At 67.6% G+C, this 16,941-nt stretch carries 12 protein-coding genes; 9 read left to right on the top strand and 3 right to left on the bottom strand.

The window, feature by feature from the left end; all coding sequences use genetic code 11:
* Position 1: 1 nt before the first annotated feature.
* Positions 2–1,138, bottom strand: a complete 1,137-nt coding sequence (locus TSH20_RS12375; protein ID WP_109075024.1) for an FIST N-terminal domain-containing protein — start codon at positions 1,136–1,138, stop codon at positions 2–4.
* Between the two features lie 334 nt (positions 1,139–1,472).
* Between TSH20_RS12375 and TSH20_RS12370 the strand changes: the two genes are divergently transcribed.
* Positions 1,473–4,109, top strand: a complete 2,637-nt coding sequence (locus TSH20_RS12370) for a methyl-accepting chemotaxis protein (RefSeq protein WP_109075023.1) — start codon at positions 1,473–1,475, stop codon at positions 4,107–4,109.
* Positions 4,110–4,193: 84 nt separating this feature from the next.
* On the opposite strand, the gene TSH20_RS12365 is transcribed toward TSH20_RS12370, so the two are convergent.
* Positions 4,194–4,391, bottom strand: a complete 198-nt coding sequence (locus TSH20_RS12365) for a hypothetical protein (RefSeq protein ID WP_109075022.1) — start codon at positions 4,389–4,391, stop codon at positions 4,194–4,196.
* A 282-nt stretch (positions 4,392–4,673) separates the two neighbouring features.
* Positions 4,674–7,445, bottom strand: a complete 2,772-nt coding sequence (ppc, locus tag TSH20_RS12360) for a phosphoenolpyruvate carboxylase (RefSeq protein ID WP_109075021.1) — start codon at positions 7,443–7,445, stop codon at positions 4,674–4,676.
* Between the two features lie 464 nt (positions 7,446–7,909).
* On the opposite strand from ppc, the gene TSH20_RS12355 reads away from it, so the two are divergent.
* The 8 genes from TSH20_RS12355 (at position 7,910) to TSH20_RS12320 (ending at position 16,933) form a co-directional block, all read left to right on the top strand.
* Positions 7,910–9,100 (top strand): extracellular solute-binding protein, encoded by a 1,191-nt coding sequence (locus tag TSH20_RS12355; RefSeq protein ID WP_109075020.1) that lies wholly within the window; start codon positions 7,910–7,912, stop codon positions 9,098–9,100.
* Positions 9,101–9,201: 101 nt separating this feature from the next.
* Positions 9,202–10,284, top strand: coding sequence for an ABC transporter ATP-binding protein (locus TSH20_RS12350; protein WP_109075055.1), 1,083 nt, complete (start codon positions 9,202–9,204; stop codon positions 10,282–10,284).
* Positions 10,281–11,183, top strand: coding sequence for a sugar ABC transporter permease (locus TSH20_RS12345; protein ID WP_109075019.1), 903 nt, complete (start codon positions 10,281–10,283; stop codon positions 11,181–11,183). Before TSH20_RS12350 ends, TSH20_RS12345 begins: the two co-directional genes overlap by 4 nt.
* Positions 11,184–11,195: 12 nt before the next feature.
* Positions 11,196–12,029, top strand: a complete 834-nt coding sequence (locus tag TSH20_RS12340; RefSeq protein WP_109075018.1) for an ABC transporter permease subunit — start codon at positions 11,196–11,198, stop codon at positions 12,027–12,029.
* A 284-nt stretch (positions 12,030–12,313) separates the two neighbouring features.
* Positions 12,314–13,072, top strand: a complete 759-nt coding sequence (locus TSH20_RS12335) for a GntR family transcriptional regulator (RefSeq protein WP_109075017.1) — start codon at positions 12,314–12,316, stop codon at positions 13,070–13,072.
* Positions 13,073–13,320: 248 nt separating this feature from the next.
* Complete coding sequence (locus TSH20_RS12330) at positions 13,321–14,769, top strand: mannitol dehydrogenase family protein (protein ID WP_247874462.1); 1,449 nt, start codon at positions 13,321–13,323, stop codon at positions 14,767–14,769.
* Between the two features lie 39 nt (positions 14,770–14,808).
* Positions 14,809–15,837 (top strand): Zn-dependent oxidoreductase, encoded by a 1,029-nt coding sequence (locus TSH20_RS12325; protein ID WP_109075015.1) that lies wholly within the window; start codon positions 14,809–14,811, stop codon positions 15,835–15,837.
* A 70-nt stretch (positions 15,838–15,907) separates the two neighbouring features.
* On the top strand, positions 15,908–16,933 hold the full coding sequence (locus tag TSH20_RS12320; RefSeq protein ID WP_109075014.1) for a TRAP transporter substrate-binding protein: 1,026 nt from the start codon (positions 15,908–15,910) through the stop codon (positions 16,931–16,933).
* Positions 16,934–16,941: the final 8 nt, after the last annotated feature.

Raw genomic sequence — 16,941 nt, 5'->3', positions numbered from 1 at the left:
GTCAGCGTTCCGTCAGCAGGGCGACCGTCATCGTCTGGTTGTGCAGCCGGCAATCGACCAGATCGCGCATCGGCCCGATCTCTCCATAAGAATAGAAGCCGGCCAGCACCGTGCCGGGTCCCATCCGGTCCGCCACCGCCTGCACCTCCTCCTCCACCCGGTCGCCCATCACCAGCTTGCGGCCGACGCAGCTGACCAGAAGGGCGAGCCGGTCGCCTGCCGCCGCCTCAGCCGCACCAGCGGCGGCGATGGCGCCGGCCTGTTCCGCCCCGTCGACCAGCCCGTCGGTGCTGGCGTGCATCAGCCGCAGGAAGAAGCCCTCCTCCACCGTGCCGGCCAGGATCAGGCCGCCGGCCGCCTCGTCGATGCCGAGGATGGTGCGGATCAGCCCGACCGAATCATGGTTGCCGTTCAGCAGCTCGAACGGAAACAGCAGGCCCGACGCCGGCAGGTCGCGGGCATAGTCGCCGAGATAGCGCTTGTAGACGTTCAGCGCCGGCTCGCCGTCCAGCTGGAGCAGCAGGTTGCCGACGGCCTTCGTCACCTTGCGTGCCGGCCCGAACGGTTCCCACCCGCCGACGGAGCCGAGGCCGAGATGCAGGCTCCCGCCGTAAAGCCCGACCGCCACCGCCCGGCTGTCGGACACGCCGGACGGCCCCAGCACCATCGTGCGGACGAAGGCGCCGCCGTCGCCGGCCAGCCCGCCCGACACAGGAAGGCCCGCCGGCAGGCGCGAGGACAGCCCGTCGATCAGCGCGCTGCCGTTCACGCCGACGCCGCGGGCGAACAGCAGGACTCCCGCCAGACCGGGCCGGGAGGCAAGCGCCTCTCCCAGCATTTCTCCCGCCTGCTGGCTGTCGTCGGCGGAGGCGATGTCGGCCTCGACCGCGACCGCATCGCCGCCACGGTCGAAGCGGATGGCGGTGACGGTGCAGGACCCGTCGAGCACGGCGTCGCCGGCGATCTCGCCCGCCGTGCTGCATCCGGCGATCACCGCGCCGGGGAATGCGGAGGCCAACCGGGCGGCGAGGTCCGGACCGTCGAAGATGTCGAATGAACCGAAGACCAGGACGAGATCGGCCGGTTGCGGAGACAGCTCCGCCGCCGGAGGTGCGAACGCCGCCTGCCAGACCCGCATGCCACTCCCCCTCGCCGATGATTTCCGGGGCAGACTATCACGCGGCCGGAGTCGGGGAGAGGCCCTATAACGTTCGGGGGTGGCGGATGGTCATAATGACGCACGCCACATCGGCCGTCGGGTGGCCGTAATCCAAAATGGTTAGAACCCGGAATGGCAGAAAATGAGAGTTCCCCCGTAAGGATCTGTCAACCACCCTGCGGTATGGTTGGTCTGCCAAGCAGTGCGGATCGGTGCCAATCTCCGGGAGTGGGGGAGCGGTCTGCGGCCGGCAGGAACGAACAAAACGGGCAAAAAGCCCGATCTGACGCATTTTCCGGGGAGCAGGACGCATATGACGATGGACGCGCGCGACGACACCATGAGGACGAACCGCCAGGACGGCACCCCACGCAGCAGACGGATGGGCGTACGCGGCAAGCTTCTGCTCGCCTTCGCCGGTATGGCCGGCATGACGGTCGCCGCCAGCATCGTCGGGCTGACGTCCTTCTCGGCGGTGGAAAGGCCACTGACGCAGATCGTCGGCACCGGCCTGCCGGAGATGGAACTGGCGAAGCGCCTGTCCGGTGAAAGCAGCGGCATCGCCGCCGCCGCCCCGGTGCTGGCCGCGGCGGAAAGCCAGAGCGAGCGCGAGCGCGTCTATGGCGAGATCATGGGCAACGGCAAGGCGCTGGGCGCCTTGGTGGAGGAACTGGCCTCCCACCGGTCCGGCGACCCGCGGATCGGTGAGCTGCGCAGCAAGACCGAAGGGCTGATCGCCACGCTGGAGCATGGCAACGCCGCGGCCGACCAGCGCCTGTCCGTCCGCGGCACGCGCGAGGCGATGGCCGTCGATCTGGCGAAATCATACGATGCCTTCCTGTCCAACCTCGCCCCGCTGACCGAGCGGGCCGGCGCCACCCTGCGCAGCAAGGGCGAGACGCTGGACAACAGCACCGAGCGCGACATGAACGCGCTGGGCGACGCCGTCCGCTCTCTGATCACCATGTTTGAAGTGCGCGGCGACCTGGGCGTGGCGTCGGAGTCCCTGACCCGCGCCGGGAATGCGGAGACCGCCTTTGCCATCACCCAGCACCAGCAGAGCTACCTGGAAGCGGCCGCCCGCATCGTCAGCGCCACCGCGCAGATCGGCAGCCGCCTGAGCAAGGAGGCCTCCGACGGTCTGGACGCCTTCTTCCAGCTGGGCGACGGCGCCACCGGCATCTTCGACATGCGCCGCAAGGCCCTGGAACTGCCGATGGGCAGCGCCGAACGGGAGGCCCTGCGCCAGAAGACGGCCGATGTCCTGGCCGACGCCGCACGCCGGCAGGCATCCCTGCTGGAGCAGATGGAATCGCCGCTGATGCGGCTGAAGGCGGAAATCAAGCTGTCGAGCGTCAATGTCCGCTCGCAGACCCGCGATTCCATGCAGGATCTGCTGGGCGACGGGCTGGCCCGTTTCCGCAGCTATCTGGAATTGTCGACCTATGCCGCCGCCACCGTCGGCGCGCTGAACGAGGCGACGCAGGCGCCCAGCGCCGAACGGCTGACGATGCTGGAAACCCGCTTCACCACCGCCGCCAAGGCGATGGAGGAGCGGCTGAAGGCGCTGCAGGTCACCGGCGACGACGGGCTGCCGAAGCTGGTCAAGAGCGCCGAGGTCCTGGCCGGCTTCGGCAAGGGCGACACCAGCCTGTTCAAGCTGCGCCGCTCGGAACTCGCCGCCGCCGAAGAGAACGTGAAGGTCCTGGCGGAGAATCGCCAGATCGCCCGGCAGTTCGCCGGCATGATCGACGACCAGATCTCCGCGATGAAGCAGGAGGCGGACACCGCCGCCGCCGGGGCGACCGATGCGCTGTCGGCCGGCCGCAAGATGCTGATCCTGTTCGCGGTCGCGAGCCTGATCGGTGCCGCCGCGCTGGCTTGGTTCGTCGTCGGCCGCAACATCGTCGCGCGCATCAGCCAGCTGTCCGATGCCATGCGGGCGATTGCCGCCGGAAACCTGAACGCGCCGATTCCCGCTGCCGGTTCCGACGAGATCGGCGACATGACCCGGGCCCTGATGGTGTTTCGCGACACTGCCAACGAGGCGAGCGCCGCCAACGCCCGTGCCGAGGCGGAGCGCAGCCGTGCCGCCGGCGAACGCCGCCGCGCCATGGTCGAGATGGCCGAGAATTTCGAGAGCAGCGTGCGCGGCGTGCTCGACCGCGTCGCCCGCGCCGCCGGCGAAATGCAGGACATGGCCCAGCGCATGAGCCGCAACGCCGAGGCCACCACCGGCGAGGCGGCCACCGCAGCCAGCACCTCGCAGCAGGCCGAAGGCAGCGTCAAGGCGGTCGCCGCCGCGACGGAGGAGCTGTCCGCCTCCATCCAGGAGATCGGCAGCCAGGTCCACGCCTCCAGCCAGATCGCCCGCAAGGCCGCGACCGAGGCCGAACGCACCGACCGCACGGTGGAGGGACTGTCGCAGTCCGCCAACAAGATCGGCGAGGTGGTGCAGCTCATCAACGACATCGCCAGCCAGACCAACCTGCTGGCGCTGAACGCGACGATCGAGGCCGCCCGCGCCGGGGAGGCCGGCAAGGGCTTTGCCGTCGTGGCGTCGGAGGTCAAGAGCCTCGCCAACCAGACCGGCAAGGCGACGGAGGAGATCTCCAGCCAGATCCAGGCGATGCAGTCGGTGACCCAGGAGGCGGTGGATGCCATCCGATCCATCGCCGGCACCATCCGCGAGATCAACGAGATCGCCGCCACCGTCGCAGCGGCGGTCGAGCAGCAGAGTGCCGCCACCCGCGAGATCGCCCGCAATGTGGGCGAGGCCGCCGACGGCACCCAGCATGTCCGCCGCAACATCGACTCCGTCGCCCGCGCCGCCGCGGAATCCGGCGAATCCGCCACCCGCGTGCTGACCGCCTCCTCCACCGTCGCCGACGAGGTGCGGTCGCTGGGGTCCCAGGTCGACGGCTTGGTCAACCGCATGCGGGCGGGCTGACCGGTCCTCAGAACCGATAGGCTACAAAAGGAAAGCCCCTCGTCCTTTACCGGAGAGGGGCTTTTCTTATGCCAAGATGGTCGATCAGCGGCGACGCGGCTCCACCATGATCGGCCGCCAGATCACCGCGGCGCCGGCACCGGCGCCGCAGGCGCCACCGCAGAATTCCTCGTATGTGTCGGTGGCGCCGCCCTGGGTGCTGGGGGTGCCGCCCTGGGTGTCGATGCCGGCCCGCGCCTGTTGCTGCTGGGCCATCTGCTGCTGTTGTGACTGGGTGGTCATACCATTTCTCCTCTCGGGGAGGCATGAGGTATCAAAATATTCAGGGGCGATCAACTTGGATTTTCGGCCGATATCTCGTGACTTATTTTGGCCAGGACCCCGAAAACCGCCGCTTGTTTTGCGCTGCCGAAGAGTTGATCGTGCATCGCACAAGAAAAGGGCAAGTCGGACCAAGCCATTCGTCTGCAAACAAAATGCGCCCTTCCTCGCGGTGGAGGAAAGGCGCATTCGTGGGCAACGGTGTGGCGGAAAGCCGCGCGGTGCTGCGGTGCGGTAAGACGGTCAGCCGCTGTTGCGCAGGCCGGCGGCGATGCCGTTGATGGTCAGATGGATGCCGCGGGCGATCTGCTCTCCGCTGTCGCTGGTGCGGTGGCGCTTCAGCAGCTCGACCTGGACATGGTTCAGCGGGTCCAGATAGGGGAAGCGGTTGCGGATCGACCGCGCCAGCAGCGGGTTGTTCTCAAGCAGGGCCGTCTGGCCGGTGATCGCCAGCAGGGCGTCGATGCTGTCCTGCCACTCCGCCCGGATGCGGGAGAAGATGGCATCGCGCAGCGCCGGATCCGACACCAGCCCGGCATAGCGCGACGCGATGGCGATGTTCGACTTGGACAGCACCATGTCCATGTTGGACAGCAGCGTGCTGAAGAAGCCCCAGTCGCGGTGCATGGCGCGCAGCCGTTCCATCCCGTCGGGATGCTGGGCCAGATACGCCTTCACCGCCGATCCGAAGCCGTACCAGCCCGGCAGCATCAGGCGGCATTGCGCCCAACTGAACACCCAGGGGATGGCGCGCAGATCCTCGATGCTGGTCGACTTCTTGCGCGACGCCGGACGGCTGCCGATGTTCAGATTGGCGATCTCGCCGATCACCGTCGACTCCCAGAAATACTTCTCGAAGCCCTCGGTGTCGTAAACCAGCCCGCGATAGGCCTTGAAGGCGTGCTCCGACAGCTCTTCCATGGTCTGGAGGAACTGATCGGAACAGGGGGCGGCCGATTCCGGGTGCAGCAGCGTGGCTTCCAGCGTCGCCGCGGCCAGCGTCTCCAGGTTGCGGCGGCCGACCTCCGGGTTGGAATATTTGCCGGCGATGACCTCGCCCTGTTCGGTGATGCGGATGGCGCCCTGCACGGCGCCGGCCGGCTGGGCCAGGATCGCCTGATAGCTGGGGCCGCCGCCGCGGCCGACCGAGCCGCCGCGGCCGTGGAACAACCGCAGCCGCACGCCATGCTTGGCGAACACTTCGACCAGCGCGATCTCGGCCTTGTACAGCTCCCAGCCGGAGGTGAGGAAACCGCCGTCCTTGTTGCTGTCCGAATAGCCGAGCATCACCTCCTGCAGGTTGCCGCGGCTTTCCAGGAAGCGCCGGTAGGTCGGGATCGACAGCAGCCGGTCCATGGTGGCGGCGCAGTTGCGCAGGTCGCCGATGGTCTCGAACAGCGGCGCGATGTTCAGGTCCAGCGCCTTTTCCTTCGGCCGCAGCAGCCCGGCTTCCTTCAGCAGGACGGCGACCTCAAGGATGTCCGACACGCCGTCGGTCTTTGAGATGACGCAGTTCACCACCGCATCGGCGCCGAAGCGGGCGCGGGATTCGGCGGCGGTGCGCAGGATGTCCAGTTCGGACCCGGTCTCTTCCGAATAATCGGCGTAGCGCGAGGCGAGCGGACGGTTGGTCTCCAGTTCGCGGACCAGCAGCTCGATCCGTTCGTCCTCCGACAGCGCCTTGTAATCCACGCCAGCATCGGCGAAGGACAGCAGTTCCGCCACGGACCGCTCATGCACGTCGGAGTTCTGGCGCAGGTCGATGCTGGCCAGATGGAAACCGAACAGGTCCACCGCCCGTCGCAGGTGGCGCAGCCGACCCTTGGCGAGTGCGGCCGAACCGTTGACGGTCAGCGAGCGGTCGATGATGTCGAGGTCGGCGCGGAACTCCGCCGGGGTCAGGTAAGGCGGTGCGTCGCCCACCGCGTGGCGCGGCGCCTCCAGCCCGTCCAGCGTCCGCAGGGTCGCGGCGACCCGCGCATAAAGGCCGGAAATGGCGCGGCGATAAGGTTCCAGCTTGCGGTGCGGCGAGGGATCGGGCGAGCGTTCGGCCAGCTGGCGCAGCGGCTCCGACACGTCGATGACGCGGGTGCTCAGCGACAGCTCCGACCCCAGAGTGTGCAGTTCATCCAGATAGAATTGCAGGGCGCGGGTGCTCTGCATCCGCATCGCCTGACGCAGGACGGGGGCGGTGACGAAGGGGTTGCCGTCACGGTCGCCGCCGATCCAGCTGCCCATGCGCAGGAAGGACGGCAGCTCCGTCGTCGCCCAGGACGGGTCGGTCTTGCGCAGATGGTCTTCCAGCTGGGCGTAGAAGCGCGGCATCTCGCGCAGGAAGGTGTAGTCGTAGAAGGTCAGGCCGTTCGCCACCTCGTCGGTCACCGCCAGCTTGGTGGCGCGCAGGATCGCGGTCTGCCACAGCGTCAGCACGGCGCGCTGGAGCGATTCGAGGTTGGTCTCCTCCTCCTCCGGCGTCATCGGCCCGTGGTCGCGCTCCGCCAGCAGGTTGGCGACCGCCATCTGCACGGTCAGGATGCTCTTGCGCTGGACCTCGGTCGGGTGGGCGGTCAGCACCGGACTGACCAGCGCGCCGTCGAAGAACTCCTTCAGCTGCTGGGTGGTGACGCCGGCCTTCGCCGCCTCGTCCAGCGCATGGGCCATCGTGCCTTCGCGCGGGGCCGACCCGGCGAGCGCATGGGCGCGGGTGCGGCGGATGTGGTGCTGGTCCTCGGCGATGTTGGCGAGGTGCGAGAAGAAGCTGTAGGCCCGCACCACCCGCGCAGTCTGCGGCGGCGACAGGCTGTTCAGGATCGCCTCCAGCTCCTTGCGGGCGCCCTGGTCCTCTTCACGGTGGAAGCGGATGGAGGTCTGGCGGATCCGCTCGACGATGTCGAACACCGCCTCCCCCTCCTGGCTGCGGACGGTGTCGCCCAGGATGCGCCCCAGCAGGCGGATATCTTCGCGGAGCGGCTGGTCCTTCGTCTCGGAACTTTCCTGCAGCAGGATGGCGGACATGGGCGACGGTTTCCTGGTCGAGGATGGACGGATACGGGTCGATGCGCGAACGCTGGATACTTGAATGGGGATGATCAAAGTCCGGGCAGGAGAATCCCCCTGCACGCGAAGTGGTCAGACCATCGGCGACAGCATGCCCATTCTGTCAGAAGTTTCAACCGTCCGTGTGCTGGTGCGAAATGATTTCCATAATTCGCAGCGCTGAGAAATGCGACGTCGCATAAGGGCATGCGCGTCGGCCCGCCCGGTCTCCTCGCCTCCTGCGCAAAATCGCACGCGCGCAGCACTACCATACGAGTTTCGGCTTGCGGGCACCCGGCTACCATACTAGCATTTGCACGGGTTACGAATTATCCGCATCTTCCGCTACATCGATTGCAGTCCGGCCGGGCCCCTGGTGCGCCGGCCGCTTCCAGCTTGCCGGCCACACCCAAAAAAATGCCTTGAACGGGAGGGACCTTCCAATGATCGACCTCGGGATTTCGAGACGCGGCTTCCTTGCGGCCTCCGTCGGCACCGCCGGTTTACTGGCCGCCGGCCGGCCGGTTTTCGCGGCCTTGCAGAAGCCGGCGAGTCCGGTCACGCTGAACGTGGTGGACGTCGCCGGCAATCTGGCGCTGACCCAGAAGGCGATCGAGAATTACCGCAAAGCCAAGCCCGACTGGGTCTCGCGCATCGTCTTCTCCAAGGCGCCGGCACCGGAACTTCCCGGCAAGCTGAAGGCGCAGCAGGACGCCAACCGGGTCGACATCGATCTGGTGCTGACCGGCACCGACGTGCTGTCGGCCGGCATCGACCAGAAGCTGTGGATCAATCTGCTGCCGGATCGCGCCGGTGACCTGCCGAAGCTGTCCGACATCTATCTGGAGCCCGCCGCCCGCATGCAGGGCCTCGCCGAAGGCCAGGGCGTCGTCGTCACCTACTATCCCTCCGGCCCGCTGTTCGAATATGCGCCGGAACGGGTGAAGCAGGTGCCGAAGACGGCGGCGGAGCTGCTGGCCTGGGCGAAGGCGAACCCGAAGCGCTTCGCCTATGCCCGCCCGGCCAACTCCGGCCCCGGCCGCACCTTCCTGATGGGGCTGCCCTACATCCTGGGCGACAAGGATCCCAAGGATCCCGTCAATGGCTGGGAGAAGACCTGGGCTTACCTGCGCGAATTGGGCGAGACCATCGAAGCCTATCCGGCCGGCACCACCCCGACCATGAAGGCGCTGGGCGAAGGGTCGCTCGACATCATCGTCTCGACCACCGGCTGGGACATCAACCCGCGGGTGCTCGGCGTGGTGCCGAAGTCGGCCGAGGTTTTCGCGGTGGAGAATTTCCGCTGGGTCGCCGACGCCCATTACATGTGCATCCCCAAGGGCGTGTCGGCGGAAAAGCTGGCCGTCATCCTGGACCTGATGAATCACCTTCTGACCCCGGCACAGCAGGCCTACACCTATGACGAGGGCTATTTCTATCCCGGCCCGGCGGTGAAGGGCGTGACGCTCGCCATGGCGCCGAAGGAAAGCCAGGACGCCATCGCGGAGTTCGGCCGCCCGTCCTACGACAAGCTGATCGCCGACCACCCCATCGAACTGCCGCTCGCCGCCGACAAGCTGGTCCAGGCCTTCCGCCGCTGGGACGAGGAGATCGGCGCGCGCAAGGGCAAGTGACAGCGTTCCAGCTGACGACAGCGCCCCATTCACAAGCCCTCTCCCGGGGCGGGAGAGGGCGCAAAATGCGGCAGCGCTCCATCCAGCCACAGGACCCCGGAATGAACGTCGGACCCACCACCTTCAAGCAACTGCACCTTCAGGGAGTGAGGCGGGAGTTCGACGCCTTCACGGCGCTGAAAGGGCTGGACCTCACCATCGAGCGGGGCGAGTTCATCGCCCTGCTCGGCCCGTCGGGCTGCGGCAAGACCACCGCGCTGAACTGCATCGCCGGCCTGCTGCCCGTCAGCGGCGGGCGCATCATGCTGGACGACCGCCGGGTCGACGTGCTGCGACCGGAAGAGCGCGGTTTCGGCATGGTCTTCCAGAATTACGCCCTGTTCCCGCACATGACCGTGCGCAAGAACATCGGTTTCGGCCTGCGCATGCGCGGCGTTCCGAAGCCGGAACTGGAAAAGCGCGTCGACGCCGCACTGGCTGCGGTGCGCCTGGAATCCCAGGCGGAAAAGCTGCCCGGCCAGCTGTCGGGCGGCCAGCAGCAGCGCGTCGCCATCGCCCGCGCCATCGTGGTCGAACCGCCGCTGGTGCTGATGGACGAGCCGCTCTCCAATCTGGACGCCAAGCTGCGGCTGGAGATGCGCCAGGAAATCCGCCGAATCCACCAGTCGCTCGGCTCCACCACCATCTACGTCACCCACGACCAGGAAGAGGCGCTGTCGCTGGCCGACCGCATCGTCGTGCTGCGCGACGGCGCCATCCGGCAGGTCGGCACCCCGGCGGAACTTTACGCCCTGCCCGCCCATCTCGACGTCGCCGACTTCATGGGCTTCCGCAACCGCCTCAACGGCGAACTGGTCGGGACGGAGGGCGAGGATGCCCTGCTCGACATCGAAGGCACGGTGATCCGCGGCCGGATGCGGGCCGCGCCCACGGGTGGGACATCCGCCGGCAAGGCGGCCGTCGCGGCGATCCGCCCCGACGATCTTGAGCCGACCGGCACCGACGCCGGCATTCCGGTGCGGGTGGAGGCGGTGGAGTATCGTGGTCGCGGCTTCCACGGCGTCGGCGTCACCGCGTCGGGGACGGAGCTGCATTTCGCCTCCCCTTATCCGCTGCAACGGGGTGCCGCCATCCGGCTCGGCGCCGATGCCGGCCGCGTGCTGGTGTTCGGTGACGCGCGATGAGCGCCGTCATGGAAGGCCGCGCCGAGGGCCCGACACTGCGCCAGCGGCTGGCCGCCCGCGGCATCGACGGGGCGACCCTGCTGGTGCTGCCCTGCGTGGCGCTGATCCTGGGGCTGTTCATCTACCCGTTCCTGTACGGGCTGATGCTGTCCTTCGAGCCGAAGGACGGGTCGCTGTTCGGCAACTATGCCAGATTCTTCAGCGATCCGTTCCTCTACGGCACCATCTTCAAGACGCTGCGGCTGGCTTTCCCGGTGACGTTGCTGAACCTGCTGATCGCGATCCCCATCGCCTTCCGGGTGCGGCTGATGCGGCGCCAGCGGCTGCTGACCACCCTGCTGGTGCTGCCGATCACGCTCGGCACCGTGCTGGTCGCCGAAGGCATGCTGTTTTATTTCGGGCCGCAGGGCTGGTTCAACCGGATCCTGATGGCGGTCGGGCTGCTGTCCACCCCGATTTCGGTGCTGAACGGCTATTGGGGCGTCTTCATCTCGCTGGTGCTGACGGGCTTCCCCTTCACCTTCCTGCTGACGCTTTCCTATGTCACCGGCATCGACCCGTCGCTGGAGAATGCGGCGGCGACGCTGGGCGCCGGGCCGGCCGCCCGCTTCCGTGAGGTCTTCCTGCCGCTGCTGATCCCCGGCCTCGCCATCACCTTCTGCCTGTCCTTCGTCCAGGCTTACTCGGTGCTGCCGTCGGCGGTGCTGGTCGGCGATCCGGCCAACGCCACGCGTGTCATCTCCATCGCAGCCTATCAGGCCGCGTTCGAGGAGTACGACTACTCCATGGCCTCGGCCATCGCGATGATCATGGGGGCGGTCCAATTGCTGGTGGTCGTGGCGGTTCTCGGCTGCCGCTCGCTGTTCTACCGCGGCCCCGCCGCGGGCGCCAAAGGCTAAGGAGAGGCGGCAATGCAGAAATCCATCATGTCCCGCCTGTGGGTCTTCGCCGTCTGGGCGGTGATCGGGCTGTTCCTCATCAATCTGATGGGGCTGATCGCCTCGGTGCTGACTTCTTCGGTGGCGACGCGCTGGCTCGGCACCTGGATCCCGGCGGGCTTCACGACCCGTTGGTATTTCGCCGCCTGGGACGAGTTCCAATTGGGAGACGTGCTGTGGGTCACCTTCCAGGCGGTCGGGGCTGTGGTCCTGCTGTCCGGCCTGCTCGGCGTCCCGGCCGCCTATGCGCTGGCTCGGCGCGAATTCCCGGCCAAGCGGGCGGTGATGCTGCTTCTGCTTCTGCCCCTTCTGGTTCCGCCGATCACTTACGGCATCCCGCTGGCGACGGTGCTGTACAAGGCGGGGCTCGGCGGCACGCTGACCGGCGTCATCCTGGCCAATCTGGTGCCCACCGTACCCTTCGTGGTGCTGGTGATGATCCCCTTCATCGAGCAGATCGACCCCCGCACCGAGGCGGCCGCCCGCGTCTTCGGCGCCAACATCTTCCAGATGTTCGTCCATGTGCTGGTGCCGATGCTGATGCCGGGCGTGCTGGCGGCGCTGCTGCTGGTGCTGGTGCGGACCATCGGCATGTTCGAGCTGACCTTCCTGGTCTCCGGGCCCGGCAGCCAGACGCTGGTGGTGGCGCTCTATTATGCGGTGTTCGCTTCCGGTGTTCGGGCGGTGCAGTCGATCGACGCCATGGCGGTCATCTATATGGCGACCACGCTGGTCTGGCTGATCGTCGCCCTGCGCTTCGTCAACCCGACCCAGATCGTCGGCCGCGGCAAGCGTCCCGCAGCGTAAGCTTGGGGTTACGGCCCGGCTCCACTCAAGACCATGATGCCGGCATCATGGTCTTGCAGTCGGTCCCCACAATTTCTGTCGGCACAGGCCGACGGTTTATTTGTGGAACTCTGGTAGGGACTGTTTGGCTGGAAAGAGCTTTCGTTGACAAATCCGTACCATGCCAAGTCGGGGCGGCGGGAAATACTCTTGCCGCTGGCTTGGTATGGTAGTATCCTGATAGACCAGATTTTCGCTCCGGACCTTCGGGCCGGTTTCGAGGCGCCATAAACCATGACGTGCCGATGCTGAACAAGATCGACGTGGAATCCGGCGAACCGATCGCGCGGCGCGTGTACCGGGTGCTGCGCCAAGCCATCGTGACGATGCAGTTCCGTCCCGGTCAAGCCCTGTCCGAGCAGGAGATCGCCGATCAGCTCGGCGTCAGCCGCCAGCCGGTGCGCGAAGCCTTCATCAAGCTGAGCGAGTCGGGACTGCTGACCATCCGGCCGCAGCGCGGGACTTTCGTCGTCAAGATCTCGGTCAAGCAGGTGCTCGACGCCCGCTTCGTGCGCGAGGCGGTGGAGACCGCCGTGGTGCGCAAGGCCTGCGAAACCATCACGCCGGCCGGTATCGCCGAACTGCGCGACAACCTGAAGGCCCAGTGGGACATCGCCGACGAACCGGTTCCGGTGCGCTTCCTGGAACTGGACGAAGCCTTCCACCGGACCATCGCCATTGGGGCGGAGTGCGAGTATGCGTGGCGCATCGTCGAGGAGACGAAGGCCCAGATGGACCGCGTCCGTTATCTCAGCGTTCCCTACGCCACGCCGATCCGCCGGCTGATCTCGCAGCATCAGGCGGTGCTAGAGGCCATCGTCGCCCGCGACCCCGTCAAGGCGGAAGCGGCGATGGGCCTGCATCTGCGCGAAATCCTGACCTCCCTGCCCGAGTTGGAGGGCAAGTTCCCCGACCTGTTCACCCTGGATGACGCCGCACCCCCGCCTCCCCAGAAGGCGGCCTCCCGAAATGCGGGCCGCGCGAGGGTTGCCGGAGCGCGCTGATCGGCCCAGCTTTCAGGGGACGGTGAGGGGCGGTCCGGCATGGTTCGTCCGTCTCCATCGACGGCGCGGTCGGGGAGATCAGTTCGCCCAGGGAACAATCCGGATTGCCCATCCCCAACATTCGTGACATACTACCATACAAGAATGCGAGCCCGCAGCTCGCCAGGAAGGAAACAGTTCCCATGCAAACGCCCGCATCGTCCTCTTCTCCTTCCGGTGCCCCGTCCCGGCGCCTTGACGCCTCCACATTGGCCACCCTGCCGGCGACGGTGGCGCGGCCCGGTTACGACCGCAGGGATCTGGAGATCGGCATCGTCCATCTCGGCGTCGGCGCTTTCCAGCGCGCCCATCAGGCGGCCTACACCGACGCGCTGCTGGAGACGCAGTTCGGGGCGTGGGGCATCGCCGGGGTCAGCCTGCGCAGCCCCGACACCCGCGATGCACTGGAGCCACAGGATGGGCTCTACACCGTCGCCGTGCGCGACGCGGAGGGGGAGCGGCTGCGGGTGATCGGCTGCCTGCTGGAACTGCTGGTGGCGCATGAGAATCCGGAAGCGGTGCTGGAGCGGATGTGCCGCCCGTCGGTGCGCATCGTCACCCTGACGGTGACGGAGAAGGGCTATTGCCACGACCCGGCGACCGGTGCGCTGAACGAGGACCATCCCGACATCCGCCACGACCTGGACAATCCGGCCAAGCCGCGCACCGCCATCGGCTTCCTGGCCGAAGCGCTGTCCCGCCGCCGCGCCGCCGGGCTGCCACCCTTCACCGTGCTGAGCTGCGACAACCTGCCGAGCAACGGTGACACCGTCGCCCGCATCCTGTGCCGCTTCGCCGAGCTGCGCGGTGCCGATTTCGGCGCCTGGGTGGCGGAGTCCGTCGCCTGCCCCAACAGCATGGTCGACCGCATCGTTCCGGCCACCACCGAGGCCGACCGTGCCCGCGTGTCGCAGTCGCTGGGCGTGCAGGATGCATGGCCGGTGGTAACCGAGCCCTTCACCCAGTGGGTGGTCGAGGACCGCTTCCCCGCCGGCCGCCCGGCCTGGGAGACGGTGGGGGTCGAACTGGTCGCCGACGTCCACCCCTATGAGACGATGAAGCTGCGGCTGCTGAACGGCAGCCACTCCACCATCGCCTATCTGGGCTATCTGGCGGGCTATGAGACGGTGTCGGACACCATGGCGGATCCCGCCTTCGCCACGCTGGTCCGCAACCTGATGGACCGGGAGACCGGGCCGACGCTGCACATGCCTGCCGGTGCGGATATGGAGCAGTACAAGGACGCGCTGATCGCCCGCTTCCGCAATCCGGCGCTGCGCCACCGCACCTGGCAGATCGCCATGGACGGCACGCAGAAGCTGCCGCAGCGCCTGCTGAATCCGATCCGCGACCGGCTGGCCGCCGATCAGCCGATCGACCGGCTGGCCTTGGCGGTCGCCGCCTGGATGCGCTACGTCGCCGGCACCGACGAGGCCGGCAAGCCCATCGACGTGCGCGACCCGCTGGCGACCCGTCTGGCGGAAATCGCTGCCTCCACCGCCGGCAACCCCAACCGGCTGGCCGAGGCTCTGTTCGGTTTGACCGCAGTGTTTGGCGAGGATCTGCCGCGCGACCCGCGCTTCACCGGACCGGTCACCGCTGCGCTCAAGCGCCTGTTCGCCGAGGGCGCCCGCGCCGTGGTCGCCGCCACCGCCTGACCCCGCTTCACAGCGACATCTTCTTTAGGGAGTGTTCCCGTGGTTGCCCTGACCGTCGAAAAGCCGCATGTGCTGGCGCTCCGCCCCGAAAACGCCCCGGATGCCGGGCCGGTCAAGGCCGGCGAGGTGCTGGTCCGCGTCCGGCGCGCCGGGATCTGCGGGTCTGACCTGCACATCTACCACGGCTCCAACCCCTTCGCGGTCTATCCCCGCGTCATCGGCCACGAGTTCGCCGGCACGATCGAGGCGGTGGGCGACGGCGTGGGCAACGTCGCGGTCGGCGACCATGTGGTGGTCGATCCGGTGGTGTCCTGCGGCCGCTGCTATGCCTGCCGCGCCGGGCGGACCAATGTCTGCGCCAATCTGGAGGTGTTCGGCGTCCATCGCGACGGCGGGTTCCGCAACCATGTCGTGGTGCCGGCGGCCAACGCCATCAAGGTGCGCTCCGACCTGCCCTTCTCGCTTGCCGCACTGGCGGAGCCGCTGTCCATCGCCGCGAACGTGCTGTCGCGCACCGGCATCGGCGCCGACGACACGCTGCTGGTCTATGGCGCCGGGACAGTCGGGCTGACGGTGGTGCAGGTCGCCAAGCTGCACGGCGCCCGCTGTATCGTCGCCGACCTGGACGATAAGCGGCTGGAGCGGGCGAAGGAGTTCGGCGCCGACGTGGTCCTCAACTCGTCGCGCGTGTCGGTGCCCGACGCGGTGCGCGACGAGAATGAGGGGCTTGGGCCCACGGTGGTGATCGACGGCGCCGGCGTCCCGTCCCTGCTGGAGGAGGCCTGCCGCCTTGCCAGCCCGGCGGCGCGCATCGGCCTGCTGGGCTTCTCACCCGCCCCCTGCAACATCAGCCAGCAGGAGATCGTGAAGAAGGAGCTGACCCTGGTCGGTTCCCGCCTGAACCGCCGCCTGCTGCCCCAGGTGATCGACTGGCTGGAGAGCGGCAAGCTGCAGCCGGCGGCGATGATCACCCAGGTCTTCCCGATCGCCGACGCGGCGAGCGCCTTCGCCCTGATCGAGACCGACCCGTCCAGCACGATCAAGGTCCAGCTCGACTTCGAAAGCTGACCGCCGGGCAAACGGCATCCACCAGCGAACAATGGCGGACCGGAGCCGCCCATAACGGAGGAACACCAGGATGAACAGCAAGACCCCGATCTCCCGCCGCACGCTGGCGAAAAGCATCGGCCTCGGCGCCGGCATCGCCGCCGGTGCGACGCTGCTGGGCGGCATCGCCGCGCCGGCCATCGTCCGCGCCCAGGCCAAGACGACGCTGAAGCTCGGGCACCTCGCCAACGAGGACAATGTCTGGCACAAGGCCTCGCTGGTCTTCGCCGAGGAAGTCGCCAAGCGCACCAACGGCGCGGTCGAGGTCAAGGTGTTCCCCAACGAGCAGCTCGGCAAGGAAACCGACCTGATCAAGGGCATCCAGCTCGGCACCATCGATTTCACCATCACCGGTGAGTCGCTGCAGAACTGGGCGCCGGCCGCGGCGCTGCTGGCGGTTCCCTACGCCATCCGCGATCTCGACCATCTCGACAAGGTCGTCACCGGCGAGCCGGGCAAGAAGATCGCCGACGCCATCGAGCAGAAGACCCAGCTGGTCCCGCTGACCTACTTCGCCCGCGGCCCGCGCAACCTGACCAGCAAGCGCCCGATCAAGTCGCCGGACGAGTTGAACGGCCTGAAGATGCGCGTCCCCAACGTGCCGCTGTTCGTGTCCTTCTGGCAGGGGCTGGGCGCCAAGCCGACGCCGATGGCCTTCTCGGAGGTCTTCACCGGCCTGCAGAACGACACCATCGAGGCGCAGGAGAACCCGCTGGCCCTCATCAAGTCGGCGAGCTTCTACGAGGTCCAGAAATACGTGAACCTGACGGAGCACGTCATCAGCTGGATCTATCTGGTCGGCGGGTCGAAGAAGCTGAACAAGATGCCGGCCGAGCAGCGCGCCGCGATCATGGAAGCCGCCAAGGCCGCCCAGGCCGCCGAGCGCAAGCTGTTCATCGAGGACGAGACCAAGCTGGCGGCCGACCTGAAGGCCAAGGGCATGGAGTTCATCACCGTCGACAAGGCCGCCTTCGCCGAGAAGGGCCGCCCGGCCGTCGTCGCCGCGCTGTCGCCGGAGATCAAGCCGATCTACGACGAAATCCTCGCGGTGAAGTGAGGGGGAGA

The organism is Azospirillum sp. TSH20 (genome assembly GCF_003115935.1).
Classification (GTDB): domain Bacteria; phylum Pseudomonadota; class Alphaproteobacteria; order Azospirillales; family Azospirillaceae; genus Azospirillum.
The sequence above is the reverse complement of the archived record's forward strand: the minus strand, read 5'-3'. Positions and strand labels throughout refer to the sequence as shown.